A 20,974-nucleotide genomic window follows, 5' to 3' on the forward strand; every position below is an offset into this window, starting at 1 on the left:
GTTATATATTCATGGATTAAAGTGTGTAGCCGTTCTTTTTGAGGAGCTCTCTGGCTGAGTCTATAGAATCATTTCCTGTAGCATTCTTTATAGGAGCAAATTCCTTCTCTCTGTCGACCTCAAATGGAAGACATGTTCCCATATAAGCGATCATATCGAGAGCCAGTGTCTCAAATTTGTAGCCGTTTGGCTCTGATGGCTTGACGATCTCTCCATCCTCACCGACATAAGGGATAGCCTTCTTGACGATGTGGAGAGGCATACTTTCATTCATGATCTTCATCAGTCTGTCAACCGGGAAGATATAGTTTAATGTAACTCCATAGTTGTAAGCGTAATCGCCGTTGGCATCGCGCTCATCACGCATGGCATCTGTGAGTTCATAATACTCGACGATATATGGCTTTCCGTGGTTAGTACACAGGACGCCAACCTTCTCGTCAGGGTATGCTTTTTTGACAACCTTTCCGCCGGAGAGGAAGCCCTCTGTGAGAACTGCTCCGAGGAATACTGGGTCTGCAATTCTCTGAAGTACATTGTCAACTGAGAATACATTTATATATTTGATTCCGTATTTCGTGAGCTTGTCGAGGTGGCCGGCCTTGCAGAGGGATGAGAACCATCCACCGTTGCCGTTAGGAGACATGGCAACCTTTCCCTTCTCCTCGAGATATATCTTGCCGTTGAAGTCCACTGAAGGAACCATTTCCTGTTTAAAGAAATGAACATATTCAGGATTGTAACCGAAGTAGTCATGCTCTTTGAAGAATGATGTTGTGTCATCGTGGTTCTTCTCATTGGTCATGATGAAGAAATGGATCCAGGTATCTGCCATCTTCACAATATCGAGGGTGTGCTCGATGAGAAGCTGGAATATAAACATATCCTTGGTGACACCGACGTTGAAGGTTCCCTTAGGACCGGAGAATCCAAGACGGGTGCCCTGACCACCTGCCAGGAGGACCAGTGCCAGATCGCCAGCTTTGATGGCTTCAAGGCCTGCGTTCTTGTATATATCATATTTTTCTGCAATGCTGTCCATCTGGAGAGCTGCAACGGGAGCGATATCAGAATCACTTCCTGATGAATTGTGTCCGATCATATCGATAAGTGAGAAATCAATTTCACTGATCTGGTTCAGGAGTGTTGCCTGTTCAGCCTCGCTGAGAGTATCATAATACTTTAATAAGTGTAGCTGTCCTTTTTCTTCGAGAAGCTTGTAAGCGTTTTCGTAATTCATAAAAATCTCCTTAATAAATGTGTAGTTTGTATTTATTTTCTCTATCCGTGTATAATCCCTAAATTAATGATATTTCTTCTTGATCTCAATAGTGTCTGTGAATACCTTCCAAATGTCCTTGATCTTGATCCTTCTTCCATCTGCTGCATCGTCCCTGCTGTAATTCAGGACGATAGGAGCTTCGGATATCGAATATCCCTGTCTGTGTGCAGCCACAAGGATTTCAATATCAAAAGCATAGCCCGATATGGAAAGGTTCTCGGCAATCGGCTTTATGACTTCTGCTTTGAAAAGCTTTATACCGGTCTGGGTGTCATGGATACCAAGATGAAATAGCATTTTGAGCATAATATAATAGCTGTAGCTCATGACTCTTCTAATAGGAGGATAATCAAGCTTGGATTCAGGGTGAAGCTTTGATCCTATGACTATGTCAGAACCGGTGTCCCTCATCTGCTTCATAAATGGCTTGAGAAGAGATGGACTCAGTTCAAGGTCTGAATCAAGGAATGCTATATATTTGCCGGAAGCTTTGGCAATTCCGGTTGTGATAGCATGTCCCTTTCCCTGATTGACATCATATCCTGTATCTACAATATGAGAATCCATTTCGGCTGCCTCGGCAATAAGTTTGCCTGTGGAGTCCTTGCTGCCGTCATTCACAGCGATTATCTCATAACGATGAAGAAAACGGCTGAGTATTCGGCTAGTCTCAAGAAGATTATCTTTGATGTGCTGTTCTTCATTGTAGGCGGGCATAACCACCGACAAAGTAATATTGTTATTATCCATTTCTTGCTCCTTAAAAAATAAGCATTGATATTTAGACATTATTAATACGAGTATACTTTTTTATACATCATGTGTCAAATAAAATAGTGTTAATATGAAGGTGTTTATACTAATTAAGATATAATACATGTTGTAAAAGGAAAAAATATAATGTATTATAGAGCGAGGTAACGACATTTTTAGATATTTGAAAAAGGAGTTCCAATGGATAATAAGAAGAAAAATGGAATGAGATCCAGGTACGATGAGGACATGGATTGGCTGGATGACGATGATGATTATCTTGATGATGGTGGATTGATAGGATCATTGTTGTTCGGGGATAAAAAGAAGAAAGAAAAAAGGCGTGATCCTGAGCCGGAGAGAAAGGCTGATAAGAGACCGGAAAAGAAGCCGGAGAAGAAGACTCAGAAGAATATTTCCAGACCTGTGAAGCCGGAAGAGAATTATGACGAGTATTATCACGAGGACAGCAGGGCAAGAAGAGTGAAGAGTGAGGCCCGGGCAAAGCAGAGACAGACCGGACAGCCTGTAGCAGACAGAGCTGTGGACAGAGGTCCGGTGAAGAGGACACAGGGCACTGTACCGAGGACACAGAGCAATAAGAGTACCGTGCAGAGACCTTCAAAAGCTGCCCAGAGACCACGCAGGAGTATACAGAGCACAGGAAGCTCATCTGTGAACAATCTGCTCAGAGAAGTTGACAATATTGAGACAGATGTGCAGACAAGACATGAGGAGCTTAGACGTGAGGCGTGGGAACGCACCCAGAGAAATGTTGCAAAGGCAAAGGCTGAGGTTGAGAGGCTGGAGCTCGAGAGAGAGCAGAATGCCCGCGAAGAGGCAAGAAAGCTTAAGGTTCAGCAGGAGCTTGAGCGCCGCCAGCAGATGAAAGAAGCTGAGAAAAAGGAAGAGCCTGTTGAGGAAGATAACAAGATCACTGAGCCGCAGGAGAGTGATGCGGAAGTTGTAGAAACTGCCACACAGCCAGTAGAAGAGCATGAACAGAAGACTGAGCCGGCAGATATTCTGGAGAAGAATACGGAGCCTGTCCTTGACGATGAGGTCGAGGAAGCTGCAGAGGCAGAGCCTGTGGAAGAGGCTTCGACAGTATCATCCCGAAGAACAGATGACATGCTGGACATGGATGAGCTTGAGCGTATGGAGAAGGATATTGATGAGGATAAGCTCAGTTATTCGGAATCAGATACGGCTGATCTGGGACTTGGAGACATAGGCAAAGCATTGGGCTTCGATGAAGTGGAGCTTGAGGATGATGAGGAAGAGCCTGAGGAGGACGAGGCGTCAGACAGCGAAAAGTTCTTCAGGGCGAACCTTCTCGATGAGGCTGATCCAAAGGTTGTCAATCCGGAGAGAAAGAAGCTTAACATCAGTACAAGAGTGTGGGCGATAGCGTTCTTTGTCCTGCTTGCACTGTTTATACTCATATGTATAATATATGTCAAGAATTATGCCAGAATGAAGTACAATGAGATGGATATCAATGAGATAAGTGCAGATCAGATACTTGTCAATGACGGTGTCAAGGATGCGACCAAGGGATATCGTGCCATTGCACTCTACGGAGTGGATTCCAGAGATTCGAATATGAATGCAGGAACTAACAGTGACAGTATAATGATAGTGAGCATCAATGAGAGCACCAAGGAGATCAAGCTTGTATCTGTATACAGAGATACTCTGATGGAGATAGCAAGCGGTTCTATGGATACCACACAGAAGGTGAATTACGCATACCAGCTCGGCGGTGCGGTTACAGCCATCAACACACTGAATACCAATCTCGACCTGAATATCACAGATTATGTGGCAGTTGATTTCAGTGCAATGGCAAGTATAATCGATGCTGTTGGAGGCGTTGATGTCAAGGTCATTGATGAAGAGGTGAACAACTTCAATAAGAATCTTGCAGAGCAGATAAGCCTGTCAGGCAAATATTCATCAGGAATAACTGAGGCAGGAGAGTATACTCTTGATGGACAGCAGGCAGTTGCATATTCAAGAATACGATCCACTGGCCAGGGAGATATAACAAGAACCGAGAGACAGAGAATAGTCCTCATGAAGGTTATAGACAAGCTGCTCAGCGCAGACACAGGTTCACTTGATTCATTTGTTGATGTTTCATTTAAATGTATATCAACAAGTCTTAACAAGGACGATATACATGCTCTTGTCAAGAATGTGGCTGGATATAAGGTTGTAGATACCGCAGGATTCCCATTTGCATATGAGGCAAAGGAACTCTCGGACAAGGGTAACTGCCTTGTGGCTGCTGATATGGCATCCAATGTGGAGGCATTACATGAATATCTGTATGGTGCTGACAAATACGTCATATCAGGCACAGTAAAGCAGATAAGCAGCAATATAGAGAGCATATCAGGTGTTAAGTCACAGAAGGTCAAGGTGACGACGGAGGCTCCGGGTGATGGAATATCAGATGGAAGCGACGAGGATGGAGATCTTAGGACGATAACAACTCCTCCAAAGGGAATGATCGTCGAGGAATAAAAAACTAAACATAATAATTAAGCAAGGAAGCTTCATATATGGGGCTTCCTTTTTTTATGCATCGGAGACATTGAGATATGAGACATCCGATGCTTAAAGAAAGGCTACAACACAAAGAATTGTATATACATTACAGAGCATTGTTTTTTAATCGAAAACTGTCAGATAATTTATTGAAAAAAGTTGTTTACAAACAGTGTAAATGGTAGTAATATATCAAAAACGATAAACGACTTGAGAAAAATACAAAAATAGCAATATTTACTTGAGAAACAAAAGTTAAAATCAAAATATCGTTGCGAATGACAAAAACATGGAAAGGACGGAACAGGACATGATTGAGAATAAGAGAGCGGAGAATACCGGATTATACGACCCAAGCTTTGAGCACGATAACTGTGGTATCGGTGCCGTTGTCAATATCAAGGGTATAAAGACACATGACACAGTGAACAATGCACTCAAGATTGTTGAGAATCTTGAGCACAGAGCAGGAAAGGACGCAGAGGGCAAGACCGGAGACGGTGTAGGTATACTCCTTCAGATATCACATAAGTTCTTCACCAAGGCTTTAGCAGAGCTTGGATATGACCTTGGAAAGGAAGGCGATTATGGAATAGGAATGTTCTTCTTTCCACAGAAGGAGCTGGCGCGCAAGCAGGCTATGAAAATGTTTGAGGTCATAGTGGAGAAGGAAGGACTGGAGTTCATTTGCTGGAGAGAGGTTCCTACAACACCTGGAATCCTTGGCAAGAAGGCAATAGATGTCATGCCATGCATCATGCAGGCATTCATCAGAAGACCTGAGACAGTGAAGGCCGGTATGGACTTCGACAGAAAGCTCTACTTCGTCAGACGAATATTTGAGGAGAGCAATGATGACACGTATGTTCCATCACTTTCCAGCAAGACTATAGTATATAAAGGAATGTTCCTCGTCGGTGAGCTCAGAATGTTCTACAACGACCTTCAGGATCCTGACTATGAGTCAGCCATAGGACTTGTTCATTCAAGATTCTCAACGAATACAACGCCATCATGGCTCAGAGCTCATCCGTACAGATACCTGTGCCACAACGGCGAGATCAATACAATAAGAGGAAATGAGGACAAGATGATCGCCCGTGAGGAGACCATGGAGTCCACCATCATGCAGGATGAGATGTACAAGGTTATGCCTGTTCTTGATCCGGATGGATCGGATTCAGCAAGACTTGACAACTGTCTTGAGTTCCTTGTACTGAATGGAATACCACTTCCTATGGCAGTCATGATCACGATCCCTGAGCCATGGGAGAACGATAGAGCCATGAGTCAGGAGAAGAAGGATTTCTACCAGTATTACGCAACCATGATGGAGCCTTGGGATGGTCCTGCTTCTATATTATTCACAGACGGTGAGCTCATGGGAGCAGTTCTTGATAGAAATGGACTGAGACCATCGAGATACTATATCACAGATGATGATTACCTTGTACTTTCATCAGAGGTCGGAGTTCTGGACGTAGATCCATCCAAGATCGTAAAGAAAGACCGACTCAGACCTGGCAAGATGCTTCTTGTCGACACAGTGAATGGACGTCTTATATCTGATGAGGAGATCAAGGAGAAATACGCGCTGGCAAAGCCTTACGGAGAGTGGGTAGACAGCAATCTTGTACATCTCGCTGATCTGAAGATTCCAAATATCAGAGTTCAGGAGTATACAGACGAGGAGAGAGCAAGACTTCAGAAGGCATTTGGATATACCTACGAGGATTTCAAGAATACCATATATCCTATGGCAGAGAAAGGTGCAGAGGCAATCAGTGCCATGGGTACTGATACACCACTTGCAGTTCTCTCGAACAGCCACAAGCCACTGTTCAACTTCTTCAAGCAGTTATTTGCACAGGTTACAAACCCACCTATCGATGCGATCAGAGAGGAAGTTGTCACATCCACATCGGTATATCTCGGAAAGGATGGTAATATCCTCGAGGAGAAGCCGGAGAACTGTCATGTGCTGAAGATCAACCATCCAATACTGACAAATACGGATCTTTTGAAGATCAAGAATATGAATGTACCGGGACTTAAGGTTGCGACACTTCCGATTCTTTATTATAAGAACACATCCATGGAGAAGGCTCTCGACAGACTGTTTATCGAGGCCGACAAGCTCTACAGGGACGGTGTAAATATCCTCATCCTCTCAGACAGAGGTGTGGATGAGAACCATGTTGCAATACCATCACTCCTTGCAGTATCAGCTATGCAGAAGCACCTGGTAAGAACCAAGAAGAGAACAGCGGTTGCGATCATCCTTGAGAGTGCTGATCCAAGAAATGTACACCACTTTGCAACACTTCTCGGATATGGTGCATGTGCAGTCAATCCATATCTGGCAATAGAGACGATCAAGCAGATGGTAGATTCGCATCTGCTGAACAAGGATTTCAATGCGGCTGTCGATGATTACAACAGTGCAATATGCCACGGAATAGTAAAGATCGCATCCAAGATGGGTGTATCAACGATCCAGTCATACATGGGATCACAGATATTTGAGTGTATCGGTCTTTCAAAGGACGTTGTGGACAGATACTTTACAAATACAGTAAGCCGTGTTGGCGGTTCTGGTATAAAGGAGCTTGAGAAGACAGTTGATGATCTTCACTCATCAGCATTTGATCCGCTTGGACTTAACACAAACCTTGCCCTTACAAGCATCGGTGCACACAAGTTCAGAAGCGGCAAGGAGGAGCACCTGTACAATCCTGTTACTATACATCTTCTTCAGGAGTCTACAAGGCGCGGCGATTACAAGCTGTTCAAGCAGTACACAGCAGCGCTCCACGATGAGCAGAAGCCATTCCACCTGAGAGGTCTCATGGACTTCAAGTTCGCTGACAAGCCGGTTCCACTTGATGAGGTTGAACCAGCAAGTGAGATAGTCAAGAGATTCAAGACAGGTGCCATGAGCTACGGAAGTATATCACAGGAGGCACATGAGTGTATGGCAATCGCCATGAATGAGTTGGGCGGCAAGTCCAATTCAGGAGAGGGCGGTGAGTCGATAGAGAGACTTACGATCGGCAAGGATGGCAAGAACAGATGCTCAGCCATCAAGCAGGTTGCATCTGGAAGATTTGGTGTCACATCGAGATATCTTGTGAGTGCCAAGGAGATACAGATCAAGATGGCACAGGGAGCAAAGCCTGGTGAGGGTGGACATCTTCCTGGCGGAAAGGTATATCCATGGATTGCAAAGACAAGACTTTCGACACCGGGAGTAAGCCTTATCTCTCCACCACCACATCACGATATATATTCGATAGAGGATCTTGCACAGCTCATCTACGACTGCAAGAATGCAAACCGTGATGCGAGGATATCAGTAAAGCTTGTGTCTGAGGCTGGTGTAGGTACAGTAGCGGCCGGTGTTGCAAAGGCCGGAGCACAGGTCATCCTGATCTCAGGTTACGACGGAGGAACAGGTGCAGCACCTAACAACTCCATCCATTACGCAGGACTCCCTTGGGAGCTTGGACTTGCAGAGACACACCAGACACTTATCATGAATGATCTCAGAAATAAGGTCATCCTTGAGGCAGACGGTAAGCTGATGACAGGCCGTGACGTTGCGATAGCTGCAATGCTCGGAGCTGAGGAATTTGGATTTGCAACAGCACCGCTTGTAACAATGGGTTGTGTCATGATGAGGGTATGTAACCTTGACACATGTCCTGTCGGAATAGCAACTCAGAACCCAGAACTCAGAAAGAGATTCAGAGGTAAGCCTGAGTACGTGAAGAACTTCATGCTGTTCATAGCAGAGGAGCTTCGAGAGTACATGAGCAAGCTCGGCGTCAGAACAGTCGATGAGCTGGTTGGACGTTCAGATCTCCTCATGAGCAGCGACAGAGCAGATGAGAGAAATGTCATCCTTGATAAGATAATTAACAATCCTTATATAGATATGCCACAGAACAAGGTAAAGTATCACGAGAAGAATGTCTATGACTTCCAGCTTGAGAAGACAGTAGATATGAGAATTCTCATGAAGAAGCTTGGATCTGCACTTGAGAAGGGACAGAAGAAGAGCGTTGAGCTTGATGTGGTCAACACAGACAGATCTGTTGGAACGATATTCGGTTCAGAGATCACAAAGAAGTACGGCGAGTCACTTGATGAGGACACATACATCGTCAAATGCAACGGCGCCGGCGGACAGAGCTTTGGAGCATTTATTCCAAAGGGACTTACACTTGAGCTGGTGGGCGACAGCAACGATTACTTCGGCAAGGGTCTGTCAGGTGGTAAGCTGATAGTTTATCCGCCTCGTTCAGTTAAGTACAAGCATGAGGATAACATCATCATAGGAAACGTTGCACTGTACGGTGCCACAAGTGGTAAGGCATTCATCAACGGTGTTGCCGGCGAGAGATTTGCAGTTCGTAACTCTGGTGCCACGGCGGTCGTTGAGGGTGTTGGCGATCACGGATGTGAGTACATGACAGGTGGTAAAGTAGTAGTTCTTGGAACAACAGGCAAGAACTTTGCAGCCGGAATGAGCGGTGGTATCGCATATGTACTTGATATGGGCAACGATCTGTACAAGAGACTTAACAAAGAGATGATATCCATAGAGGCTGTGACAGACAAGTACGAGGTGAGCGAGCTGAAGCAGCTCATCATGGATCATGTAAATTATACAAATTCAGAGATAGGCAAGAGGATTCTTGAGGACTTTGAGGGATATCTTCCAAAGTTCAAGAAGATCATACCAAAGGATTACAAGAAGATGATGAATATGATAGTTGCATTTGAGGAGAAGGGCCTGAGCCGCGAGAAGGCAGCTATCGAAGCATTCTACAAGGTTAAGAACGGAGGTAAGTAGGAATGGGAAAACCAACTGGATTTTTAGAATATGAGAGAAAGACAAGCGCAGAGCTTGCTCCTAAGGACAGAATCAAGAATTTCAATGAATTCCACACTCCGCTTAGCCGTGATGAGCAGAGAAAGCAGGCTGCAAGATGTATGGACTGTGGCGTTCCATTCTGCCAGGCAGGTATGAACATATGCGGAATGACATCGGGCTGTCCGCTGAACAACCTGATCCCAGAGTGGAATGATATGCTCTATAACGACAATCTTGAGCAGGCATTTGCAAGACTCAGCAAGACCAACTGTTTCCCTGAGTTTACAAGCCGTGTGTGCCCGGCTCTCTGTGAGAAGGCATGTACCTGTAACTTAAACGGTGATCCAGTGTCAGTCCGTGAGAACGAGAGAGCCATCATAGAGTATGCATTTGCAAATGACCTTGTAAATGATAAACAGCCAAAGGTTCACTCAGGCAAGAAGGTGGCAGTCATAGGTTCAGGTCCTTCGGGACTGGCCGTGGCAGACCAGCTGATCGGCAGAGGCCACGACGTGACTGTGTATGAGAGAAGTGACAGACCGGGTGGACTTCTCATGTATGGTATCCCAAACATGAAACTTGAGAAGCAGATCATAGACAGAAGAATAGATGTCATGAAGAAGAGAGGAATAAAGTTCGTACTGAACACAGAGGTTGCAACCGGAAAGGTATCTGCTAAGGCTGTGTGTCCGAAGGATGATCAGATGACAGGTTATCTTAAGAACAAGAACCTCAAGTATGTGAAGGCTGAGGATCTGCTCAAGGAATACGACGCAGTTGTGCTTGCCTGTGGTGCAGCCAATCCAAGAGATATAAAAGCACCTGGAAGGGATGCAAAGGGAATCTATTTCGCTGTTGATTTCCTCAAGACTACGACAATGAGCCTTGTAAATTCGGGCTTTGCTGACAAGCAGTTCGTGAACTGTAAAGGCAAGAATGTTCTCGTCATAGGTGGTGGTGATACAGGAAATGACTGTGTGGGAACAGCAGTCCGTGAGGGCGCTGTCAGCGTTACACAGCTTGAGATGATGCCAAAGGCACCTGATACAAGAACACCAGACAATCCATGGCCAGAATGGCCGAAGATCTGCAAGACAGACTACGGTCAGCAGGAGGCAATAGCAGTATACGGACATGATCCTAGAATATATGAGACTACAGTCAAGGAATTCATTAAGGACAAGGACGGAAATGTCAAGGCAGCCAAGTGTGTGAAGCTCGATTGGAAGAAGAATCCTGAGACAGGAAGAATGACTATGACAGAGATAGAGGGAAGCGAGTATATCGTTGACTGTGATGTGGTACTCATCGCAGCCGGATTCCTCGGATGTCAGACATATGTGGCAGAGAGCTTTGGCGTGGAACTCAACGAGAGAACAAATGTCAAGACTCCATGTCCAAACTCATATACAACAAATGTTCCAAAGGTATTCGTAGCCGGAGACATGCACAGAGGCCAGTCACTGGTCGTATGGGCCATCCGCGAAGGCCGCGAGGCCGCCATGGCAGTAGAAGAGCTGCTGCTCGGATACACTAATTTGCAGTAGGATATACAAAATAAAAAAAATATCCCTAACACAACAGATATTGAGGTGTTAGGGATATTTTATTCTTTAAAGCAGGTGGTTTACCGGCAGGTACATAGGAAGTCCATCCTTGTACTGAAGGGAAACCTCGCCGATTATAAGAGGTCTGAGATATGCTTCCATCTCAGGTGTGACGTCATTCTTCTCAGGTGTGATCCACTCAAGCGGAATTGTCTTAGCCTGGTTGGCGATGAGAGATACATTCTCAGGTTCAATGATCCACTGGTATGGATCGTTAGAAACTCGCTTGATCGTGGACATAACAGCAGTCATTCCCTCGGCGGCGTATTTTACAGCAGCCTGGCCAAGTGCAAATGACTCGTTGATATCTGTCCTTGAGGAAATATGCGCTGCACATCTCTGGAGGACATTGAGCTCGATGGAACGAACCTTTATATCCATTCTGTCCTTAACAAGACTCTCGAGAGCCTTGCCGGTTCCGCTGAGCTGGGCATGTCCGAACTTGTCTGCCACAGCAGAAGTTGCGCTGATGTAGTTGCCATCCTTATCATGTATACCCTCAGATACGGCCACGATGACACATCTTGAAGTCTTTAATACATTTTTGATGTCCTCTATAAACTGATCCTCATCGAAGTCTACCTCAGGAAGATATATGAGATGAGGAGCAGGACTGTAGTCATTTCTTGCCAGACAGGATGCAGCGGTGAGCCAGCCTGCATCACGGCCCATGATCTCCACGATGACAACACTTGGTATCTGGTAGATGTAAGTGTCGTGGGCAATCTCCAGCATGGTGGATGCAACATACTTGGCTGCAGAGCCAAATCCCGGAGTGTGGTCGGTATGGCACAGGTCATTGTCAATGGTCTTAGGGATGCCGACGATCTTCACATCCGATCCGATCTTCTTTGCATATTTGCTGAGTTTATCCACTGTATCCATAGAGTCGTTGCCGCCGATATAGAAGAATGCGGCAACCTGATATTCCTCAAATCTGTCAAATATTATCTCATAAGGTTTTGAGTCAACCTCAAAATCAGGAAGCTTGTATCTGCATGAGCCAAGGTACATTGCAGGGGAGAGCTCCAGAGTATTTACCAGAGGAAATTTTGAGAGGGCCATGAGGGACAGATCTATGAAATTATTGTCCAGCACTCCCTGGATCCCGTGAATTGCACCGTAAACTCTGGTGAATTTGTTGCTTTTCTTAACTCCGTCTATGACACCTGCCAGCGAAGCATTTATCGCTACGGTAGGACCTCCTGACTGAGCTACTATACAGTTATCTTTCATTTTGTAAATCTCCTTTGAAAGGTTTTATTTTATTCTGGACTGCGTAGGAGTATGGTTATCTTTTTGCGGCCATAAACCATAAGTGCGTCCTTGATTATATCTTTGTTGGCATCGGTTGTGTGTATCTCAACAGTGTCCAGAAGCTTTTCGACATATGAGCACCAGAGGTCATAGATGATCTTCTGGTTCTTCTCACTGACAGGCGGAAGTGCAGCCTTTGCCTTTTCCAGATCACAGTCAGCATCTGTCATGTAAATGAATGAATCAGGTGTGAGTGCTTCCTCACCGTATGCTGCGACAAATATCTCTTCTGTCCTGACAAATCCACAGTCATACATCTCAACTATGAGATCGTGGATACATTCATCGATATTATCGAAATAGTGGTAGTAACGGAGCAGATGAGCCTGATTCTCGTCCTCGATGTCATCACGGTTTATCCAGTACCCCTTGCTCTGGCTCTGTTCCTCCCTGATAGCCTCTTCCTGCATGAGATCGAGATCTCTCAGTGCCTCCTCGCGCTTATCGGCAAGCTTTCTTCTGACATACACCACAGTCATGACTATGAGTGCAAGCAGAAATACTCCGAGCAATACGCCGAATAACATTTGTAAGCTGGTTTTATCCATTTGGTGAACACCTGCCTTTCATGTTTGGAAATAATTATAAATTCCCATAAGTATCTATATTCTAACACAGGTAAGATTGGTATTTCAAGAAGGCATATAATGTCAATTATAGTGGTTAAAGTTCACGTGAAAAATTCTTGCAAGAGATGTAAAGGTAAGGTATAATGTGCTCATAGCTGAGATGTATTAAGTCTCTTGTGATTTTGAACCTACATTTGAATAAACGGGATTCCTATATCATTGTTATTGAAGTCAAGCCTCGTTATATAAGTTCTAGTGGAAGGCAGATATACAATTGCGGTTGCCCACCTAGCGCTGCTAGGACTCAAAAGCAAGGGCGCATTTCAGTTTATTACACAAGATGAAGAAGCAGCATGTATATGCTGCTTTTTCTCTGTATGTGGATATATTTGCGGAGAAATGGAGACAGGGGAATGCGAATAGATCAGAGGAAGAAATGGTATCAGAAGATCAAATACAATAAGAATTTTAAGATAGTGAGTTTCATAACTATAATTCTGGTATGTGTTGTCGGATATATGATGATAACAGGTAAAAACAGAGTAGGTGAAGAGACTGATGATAACAACGATGGCAATTCAGTGGAGACCATAGTTATAGAAGCTCCGGATGATCCGCTGGGAGATCTGAAGCAATATGTTGAAGCCGACACGGACAGTACAGAGATCGCGGAGTATGACTACACAATTCAGGGAGCAGGAACTGTGGCTTCAAAGAAGAAAGAGGATAAAGGCAGCAGCTCGTCCGGCACCGACAGAACCAGCGGGGGCAGCGGCTATGGCGGATCGTCAGTCGTTATATCCGGTATGGAGAACAGTGTCAGAGTCATCCTGACAAATGGCGGAGATTATTATCAGAGCTATGTGGAATTTACCTGCAGTACAGGATTTAACGTGACGAGCGATGGCAAGAAGAAAACCTACAAGGCGGATGAATTTGTATCACTTGGCAGCGACAACAAGGCCTCATCCATCATAGTTGAGCCTGAGAGTTCGGATGGAATGATAACAGTATCGAGTCTCAGCAAATCAAGCGGCACCCCGAGGTATCACGGAGCCCTTGAGATAACAAAGGATTCGTCGGGATACATGATCATCAATCAGGTAGATATAGAACAGTATCTGTATGGGGTAGTGTCAAGTGAGGTTTCATCGAGCTACAGCCCGGAGGCGCTCAAGGCTATGGCAATCTGCGCCAGAGGATTTACATATAGAAAGCTTGGAAGTAACTACAGGGGATACAATGCAGACCTTGATGACACAACATCGTGCCAGGTCTACAATAACTTCCCTGAGACGGGAAATTCCATAGATGCAGTCCAGTCCACATCCGGAATTGTACCTACATATAACGGAGAGATCATAAATGCTGTATATTTCTCAACATCGTGCGGAACGACTACCACGAGTGACCAGGTGTGGGGCGGAAGCATGCCATATACCTGTACACGTATTCAGAATACGGCGCTGGACATCCCATATTTCAGCGATGAAGCGGCATTCAGGGATTTCATGGATGGCAAGACGGACACAGATGTGGTTGAGAGAAATCTTCCTATGTACAGGTGGACGGTTACATACACAGAAGATGAGATGAGAAATGCGGTTGAGACCGGCCTTTCAAGATGCTCGGATGTGTCTGCGACATCGGTTGGCAAGATCAAGTCAATAATGGTGACGGGAAGAGATGACAGTGGACTTGTGAAGGAAGTTACGATAACAGGCGACAAGGGAAGCGTGGTAGTCAGCGGCCAGAGCAATATCCGAGTTCTGTTCGCCACGGATGGCAAGGCTATAACAGAGCAGGATGGATCAGAGCTCACGGGCTGGACAGGCGTTCCAAGTAATTTCTACTATGTAAAGAAGGATAATGACACAGGACTCTACACACTTAAGGGCGGCGGATACGGACATGGAGTCGGAATGAGTCAGAATGGTGCAAATGAACTGGCAAAGCTGGGATATACTGCAGCGCAGATAATAAGCCATTATTACAACGGAGCAGTTCTCAGTTCGGTTGAAAAGTAACGGAGAGAATCACTAATTATGAAGTTAAAGAAGCGCATAGTGCTCATATACCATAAAGTCAGATTGTTTATGGCAGAGATGAATAAGGATCAGGTGGCGGCATTTGCGGCACAGTCTGCTTTTTTCCTGCTGCTGTCACTGTTTCCACTGGCGATGACGCTGCTTACATTTGTCAAATATCTGCCATTCACAGAGACCCAGGTGTTGGAGATAATAAAGGAACTGTTCCCGGAGGAGATCAATTCCAATTTTGAATTCATGTTTGCAGAGATTTTCGACAGCAAGAGCTCACTGCTTGCCACCACAGCAACCATATTGCTCACAGTGTGGTCGGCGTCAAAGGGAACAATGGCTATAGGCCGCGGACTCACTTTCATGGCAGGCAAGGAGGACAGCGTCAATTATTTCCTCAGAAGAGCGATACACACTCTGTATACATTGATATTCTGTGTGATGCTGGTGGCGGTTATGGTCATATATATCCTCGGCGATGTAGTTGTGTCAAAAATGCTGGTGCGGCTGGATTCGGTGGAGAGATTCCAACTGGTGGATACCGTTGCGAATATCCTGTCGATCGTCAAGATAGCATTTGCCCCTACGGTTTTGTTTGGGGTTATGATCGTGGCATACTGGGCATTGCCGGTTGAGCGGGTGAGGATCAAGACCGCTGTGCCGGGAGCTGCATTTACGACCATACTCTGGATGCTTTTGTCATTTGGCGTATCAAGCTATATCAATATAGTGGGAATCAACACATATATGTATGGAAGCCTTGCAAGTGTGATATTGCTTGCGCTGTGGCTTTACATGTGTATGTACGTCATGCTGATAGGCGCGGAGATCAACAAATTCATGGATAATGGAATCCGGGGAATAAGAAGGCGTGCGCACAAGGCCGGGCGTAAGAAGAGACGACTTGAGAGGAAGAAAAAGCGTGTGGAGAAGAGGCGGATGCGAAAAAATCGACATTTAAAGATGGACGAAGAAGTTGATGTAGAAGTAGATAAATGAAATAAAAGTAGGGTGTATTCAAGTTAAAGAATACTGCGATTGAGACGCATAGTGGCTCATATAAAAATACAAGTAGTAAGCGGGTAAAGAAAACAATTTCTATAAATGTAAGATATTACAGTGCATATTATAAAATAAAAGCCTCCTATTCTGCTGGGGTGGCAATTGATATTTTGGTAACTAAGGGGGCAGTCACAGCAAGTCTAGCAACAGGGTATACATTGTCTACGCTTCTTTCAGATATAATAAGTAACTATGGAAGTACTGATATTAGGTCTCCAGCTATTGAAAACTGGGGGTATAGATTTAAATATGTAACAAATAGCAGTAAAGATGGATTTGATATTTATTTACTTACGTATAATAGTAAAGGAAGACTTGCAGATACAAAGAAAATAAAGAGTGAAAGATATAAAGCAATTTTGATATAAAAAGGAGAAAATATATGAGAGAAAAAAAAGCTATACTTCTGTTAGTACTTAGTGCATGTTTGTTTGCAATCGATTTTATCTTAAAAGGAGATTTTGGTAAGGTGATGTTTTATATAATCTTATTGATAGGCTGGATATTACTTTTGGCATCAATTGCTTTACAAATAAAGAAAAAGAAACGGGAAGATGATTAAATAGGAGTATGGTACTCGTAAGGTTTATTTTCACAATCAAGTTATATAATATTTCTGAAAATTGAATTGTTGTTGATCATGATAGTATGACAAAAAAGATGTTGACTAACACCCACATGTAGGTATATTATCTCTACAGGCAGTGACGATGCAAAAGATACGTATGTCGCCATCAGAGAGACTAGGTCAGCGGCTGAAAGCCCGGTCAGGTAAGAGTGCGTATTTAATTTCACATCAGAGCCACCACGGCTGAAGGATTGAAGATATCTGTTTTATCAGATGACAGATGTTGGTCTGTGTAGGGTGTGGCGTGTGACGTGCGACAAACGTCTAATGAGAGTCAGACATGGACAAGATACATAGAGTGTCTGGAATCAGGGTGGTAACGCGGATATAATTCGTCCCTAGTATGTATAACATGCTAGGGACTTTTGCGTTTACAGGGTGACAAGCGGCTGCGATGCGCGAGCTTGCTCGCATGCATCAGCAGACATTTGTCACCCGCGCGCGACATGAAACACGGAGCCCGGGAGGGCGGAGTGTGAATGCCGTGCAGGGATTGAGAGAGCGCGCAGCGCGAAGCAATCCCGGTAAACGCAAAAAAGAGGAATGAGCGCATAGCCCGATAGGGCGGAGCGCGAATTACTGTAGGAATTGCGGAAGCCGTAGGCGAGCAATTCCGTGACTTATATATGGAAGTAATTAATATAGGATCCACATTGAAATCCCTATAAATAGAAAAAGGAGAAACACGATGAGAGACAAGTTGGAGGCCATAAAGGCAGAGGCTCTTGCCAAGATCGAGAGCGCAGAGGTTGTATCGACACTTAACGATGTGAAGGTGGCGATACTCGGTAAGAAGGGAGAACTCACACAGGTTCTCAAAAGCATGAAGGATGTAGCACCAGAGGACAGACCAAAGGTAGGTCAGATGGTAAATGAGGCACGTCAGGCCATCGAGACAGCCCTTGACGAGAAGACAAAGGCCATCAACAGAGCACTCCGTGCAGAGAAGATGAAGAGAGAGACAATAGATGTAACTCTTCCAGGAGTGAAGAAGCTTACAGGACACAGACATCCAAACCAGATAGCACTTGAAGATCTGGAGAGAGTATTCATCGGTATGGGTTACGAGATAGTTGAGGGACCAGAGGTAGAGTACGACAAGTACAACTTCGAACTGCTGAACATCCCTGCAAATCACCCTGCAAAGGATGAGCAGGATACATTCTATGTTACAAAGGATATCCTCCTTCGTACACAGACATCACCTGTTCAGGCAAGAATCATGGAGAAGGGCAATCTTCCTATAAGAATCCTCTCACCTGGACGAGTATTCAGAGCTGATGAGGTAGATGCAACACATTCACCATCATTCCATCAGGTAGAGGGACTTGTGATAGACAAGGGAATCACCATGGCAGACCTCAAGGGAACACTGGCGCAGTGGGCAAAGGAGTTCTTCGGTGAGAACACAAAGGTCAAGTTCAGACCTCACCACTTCCCATTCACAGAGCCTTCAGCAGAGTGTGATATCACATGCTTCAAGTGCGGTGGCAAGGGATGCCGAGTATGTAAGGGCAGTGGCTGGATAGAGATCCTTGGCTGTGGTATGGTTCATCCAAAGGTTCTCCGCGACTGTGGAATAGACCCTGAGGTATATTCAGGATTTGCATTTGGAATCGGTCTTGAGAGAGTAACACTTCTCAAGTATGAGATAGATGACATGAGACTGCTCTACGAGAACGACATGAGATTCTTAGACCAGTTTTAGAGATGGACGCATTCAACAGAATATTGACATTGGAATAGATTTATAAAGGAGATTTGTAAGATGAATACACCTATATCATGGATAAAGGCATATGTTCCTGATCTGGACGTGACAGCTCAGGAGTTTGTAGATGCCATGACTCTCTCAGGATCACATGTAGAGGGTTACGAACAGAAGGATAAGAATCTTGACAAGATCGTTGTTGGCAAGATTCTCACTATGGAGAAACATCCGGATGCGGACAAGCTTGTAGTATGTCAGGTAGATGTTGGACAGGCGGAGCCTCTTCAGATCGTGACCGGAGCAAAGAATGTAAAGGTTGATGATCTCATCCCACTTGTACTTGACGGTGGTAAGGTTGCGGCAGCACACGGCGATAACAATGAATACCCTGACGGAATCAAGATCAAGAAGGGTAAGCTTAGAGGAGTTGAGTCAAATGGTATGATGTGCGGTATAGAGGAGCTTGGTTCATCAAGAGACTTCTATCCGGAAGCACCGGAGGATGGCGTGTATGTATTCCCGGTGGAGTCAGGTGTGAAGCCAGGCGATGACGCTGTGAAGGCACTTGGACTTGACGATGTTGTAGTTGAGTACGAGATCACATCCAACAGAGTTGATTGTTTCTCAATGATCGGTATGGCAAGAGAGGCAGCAGCTACATTTGACAAGCCATTTTACCCACCAGTGGTAACAAAGACAGGAAATGATGAGGACGTCAATGACTATATATCAGTAGAGGTAAAGGATCCTGACCTCTGCCCTAGATACACAGCAAGGGTTGTCAAGAACCTGAAGATCGGACCTTCACCAAAGTGGATGCAGCAGAGACTTGCTTCACAGGGAATCCGTTCGATCAACAACCTTGTCGATATAACAAACTACGTTATGGAAGAGTACGGACAGCCAATGCACGCATATGATCTCAGCACCATAGCCGGCAACAAGATCGTTGTCCGTCGTGCAAATGACGGAGATACATTTGTAACACTTGATGGACAGGAGAGAAAGCTCGACCATGACGTTCTGATGATCTGTGACGGTGAGAAGGAAATCGGTATCGCCGGAATCATGGGCGGCGAGAATTCCATGGTAACAGACAGTATCGATACACTGCTCTTTGAGGCAGCCTGCTTTGATGGAACAAATATCAGACTTTCATCCAGAAGGATCGGTCTTGCAACTGATGCGGCAGCCAAGTTCACAAAGGGACTTGATCCAAATCTTGCTATGGAGGCAATAGACAGAGCGTGTCAGCTCATCGAGGAGATGGGCGCAGGTGAGGTAGTCGGCGGAGCTGTCGATGTATATCCAAATCCTGTACAGGACAAGAAGCTTCCATTTGAGCCAGACAAGATGAATGCGCTTCTCGGAACAGATGTCGAGCCTGAGAAGATGCTGTACTACTTCGGCAGACTTGGACTCACATACGATGCAGAGACAAACACACTGGATGTGCCAAGCTTCAGACAGGATCTGAACTGCATGGCAGATCTGGCAGAGGAGGTTGCAAGATTCTACGGATACGACAACATTCCTGTATCACTTCCAAGAGGTGAGGCAACAGTTGGTAAGCTCCCATACGACCAGATGATCAATGCCATCGCAAGGGATGTCCTTGAGGCAAATGGTTTCTCTGGCGGCATGTGCTACTCATTCGAGAGCCCTAAGGTATTTGACAAGCTGCTTCTGCCTGCTGACAGCGAGTTTAGAAAGACCGTTACAATAGCAAATCCTCTCGGTGAGGACTTCAGTATCATGAGAACTGTATCACTGAACGGTGTTCTCACATCACTGGCAACAAATTATAATAGAAAGAACAAGATCGCAAGACTTTATGAGTTCGGAAATGTATACCTTCCAAAGTCACTTCCACTCACAGAGCTTCCAGAGGAGAGAATGAAGCTGACTATCGGTATGTATGGTCAGGGAGATTTCTTTGATCTCAAGGGAGTTCTCGAGGAGCTTACAGACAAGGTTGGTCTCAAGGGACAGGTGACATACGAGCCTGAGTCAGAGTACACATTCCTTCATCCGGGCCGTCAGGCAAAGCTCAAGAAGGGCAACCTGACAATTGGATTTATCGGACAGGTACATCCTGAGGTATGTGACAACTACAACCTTAAGGGTGAGGTATATGTGGCAGTCATCGATATGCCTACACTGGTTATGCTTTCAAACTTCGATACCAAGTACGAGGGAATCGCAAAGTTCCCTGGAAGTACAAGAGATCTGAGTCTTGTTGTGGACAAGGAAATATTTGTCGGACAGATAGAGGAAGTCATAAAGAAATGTGGCGGCAAGCTGCTTGAGAGCTACAAACTTTTCGATGTATACGAGGGTGAGCAGATCGCAAAGGGCAAGAAGTCGGTGGCTTACACAATGACATTCCGTGCTAAGGATAGAACACTTGAGACGTCAGAGGTCGATGGAATCATTGCCAAGATCCTCAAGGAGCTTGGAAAGCTCGGAATCGAGATCAGAGCGTAATAGGCGCTATCCTTGAAATATTTGTGATAGTAGTATAATATGTAACTGTTTGGCGCGGAGATATTGTATATATCCAGCGTCAGA

13 protein-coding genes are annotated in these 20,974 nt (G+C 45.0%); 9 read left to right on the forward strand and 4 right to left on the reverse strand.

The annotated features are described in order from the left end of the window. Nucleotides 1–16: 16 nt before the first annotated feature. Both DXD11_RS00640 and DXD11_RS00645 read right to left on the reverse strand, forming a co-directional pair. On the reverse strand, nucleotides 17–1,240 hold the full coding sequence (locus DXD11_RS00640; RefSeq protein ID WP_022217154.1) for a UDPGP type 1 family protein: 1,224 nt from the start codon (nucleotides 1,238–1,240) through the stop codon (nucleotides 17–19). A gap of 63 nt (nucleotides 1,241–1,303) precedes the next feature. Next, nucleotides 1,304–2,032, reverse strand: coding sequence for a glycosyltransferase (locus DXD11_RS00645; protein WP_055273597.1), 729 nt, complete (start codon nucleotides 2,030–2,032; stop codon nucleotides 1,304–1,306). A 204-nt stretch (nucleotides 2,033–2,236) separates the two neighbouring features. On the opposite strand from DXD11_RS00645, the gene DXD11_RS00650 reads away from it, so the two are divergent. The 3 genes from DXD11_RS00650 to DXD11_RS00660 all read left to right on the forward strand — a co-directional run bounded on the left by DXD11_RS00650 (nucleotide 2,237) and on the right by DXD11_RS00660 (nucleotide 11,017). Beyond that, on the forward strand, nucleotides 2,237–4,567 hold the full coding sequence (locus DXD11_RS00650; RefSeq protein ID WP_118757562.1) for an LCP family protein: 2,331 nt from the start codon (nucleotides 2,237–2,239) through the stop codon (nucleotides 4,565–4,567). A gap of 334 nt (nucleotides 4,568–4,901) precedes the next feature. Continuing rightward, a complete protein-coding gene (gene gltB, locus DXD11_RS00655) occupies nucleotides 4,902–9,449 on the forward strand; it encodes a glutamate synthase large subunit (RefSeq protein ID WP_118757563.1) in 4,548 nt (1,515 codons plus the stop codon). A 2-nt stretch (nucleotides 9,450–9,451) separates the two neighbouring features. Then, on the forward strand, nucleotides 9,452–11,017 hold the full coding sequence (locus tag DXD11_RS00660) for a glutamate synthase subunit beta (RefSeq protein ID WP_118757564.1): 1,566 nt from the start codon (nucleotides 9,452–9,454) through the stop codon (nucleotides 11,015–11,017). A gap of 66 nt (nucleotides 11,018–11,083) precedes the next feature. On the opposite strand, the gene DXD11_RS00665 is transcribed toward DXD11_RS00660, so the two are convergent. Then, the gene (locus DXD11_RS00665; RefSeq protein WP_055223744.1) at nucleotides 11,084–12,313 is read right to left on the reverse strand and encodes a 6-phosphofructokinase; all 1,230 of its coding nucleotides are present in this window, start codon (nucleotides 12,311–12,313) and stop codon (nucleotides 11,084–11,086) included. A gap of 29 nt (nucleotides 12,314–12,342) precedes the next feature. Next, a complete protein-coding gene (locus DXD11_RS00670) occupies nucleotides 12,343–12,942 on the reverse strand; it encodes a hypothetical protein (RefSeq protein WP_133300860.1) in 600 nt (199 codons plus the stop codon). 434 nt (nucleotides 12,943–13,376) lie between these two features. Between DXD11_RS00670 and DXD11_RS00675 the strand changes: the two genes are divergently transcribed. The 6 genes from DXD11_RS00675 to pheT all read left to right on the forward strand — a co-directional run bounded on the left by DXD11_RS00675 (nucleotide 13,377) and on the right by pheT (nucleotide 20,890). Beyond that, nucleotides 13,377–14,990, forward strand: coding sequence for a SpoIID/LytB domain-containing protein (locus DXD11_RS00675; RefSeq protein ID WP_022217148.1), 1,614 nt, complete (start codon nucleotides 13,377–13,379; stop codon nucleotides 14,988–14,990). Nucleotides 14,991–15,008: 18 nt separating this feature from the next. After that, a complete protein-coding gene (locus DXD11_RS00680) occupies nucleotides 15,009–16,001 on the forward strand; it encodes a YihY/virulence factor BrkB family protein (protein WP_055273589.1) in 993 nt (330 codons plus the stop codon). Nucleotides 16,002–16,174: 173 nt separating this feature from the next. Continuing rightward, nucleotides 16,175–16,432 carry a hypothetical protein gene (locus DXD11_RS14135; RefSeq protein ID WP_147360963.1) on the forward strand — a complete coding sequence of 86 codons (258 nt, stop codon included), beginning with the start codon at nucleotides 16,175–16,177 and terminating at the stop codon, nucleotides 16,430–16,432. A 14-nt stretch (nucleotides 16,433–16,446) separates the two neighbouring features. Next, the gene (locus tag DXD11_RS00685; protein WP_015533216.1) at nucleotides 16,447–16,626 is read left to right on the forward strand and encodes a hypothetical protein; all 180 of its coding nucleotides are present in this window, start codon (nucleotides 16,447–16,449) and stop codon (nucleotides 16,624–16,626) included. 754 nt (nucleotides 16,627–17,380) lie between these two features. After that, a complete protein-coding gene (gene pheS / locus DXD11_RS00690) occupies nucleotides 17,381–18,400 on the forward strand; it encodes a phenylalanine--tRNA ligase subunit alpha (RefSeq protein WP_055279821.1) in 1,020 nt (339 codons plus the stop codon). Nucleotides 18,401–18,460: 60 nt separating this feature from the next. Next, entirely contained in the window at nucleotides 18,461–20,890 is a 2,430-nt protein-coding gene (gene pheT / locus DXD11_RS00695; RefSeq protein WP_118757565.1) for a phenylalanine--tRNA ligase subunit beta, read from the forward strand. The last annotated feature ends 84 nt before the right edge of the window (nucleotides 20,891–20,974 follow it).

Origin of the sequence: Coprococcus sp. TF11-13 (assembly GCF_003481085.1) — a bacterium.
Classification (GTDB): domain Bacteria; phylum Bacillota; class Clostridia; order Lachnospirales; family Lachnospiraceae; genus Coprococcus; species Coprococcus aceti.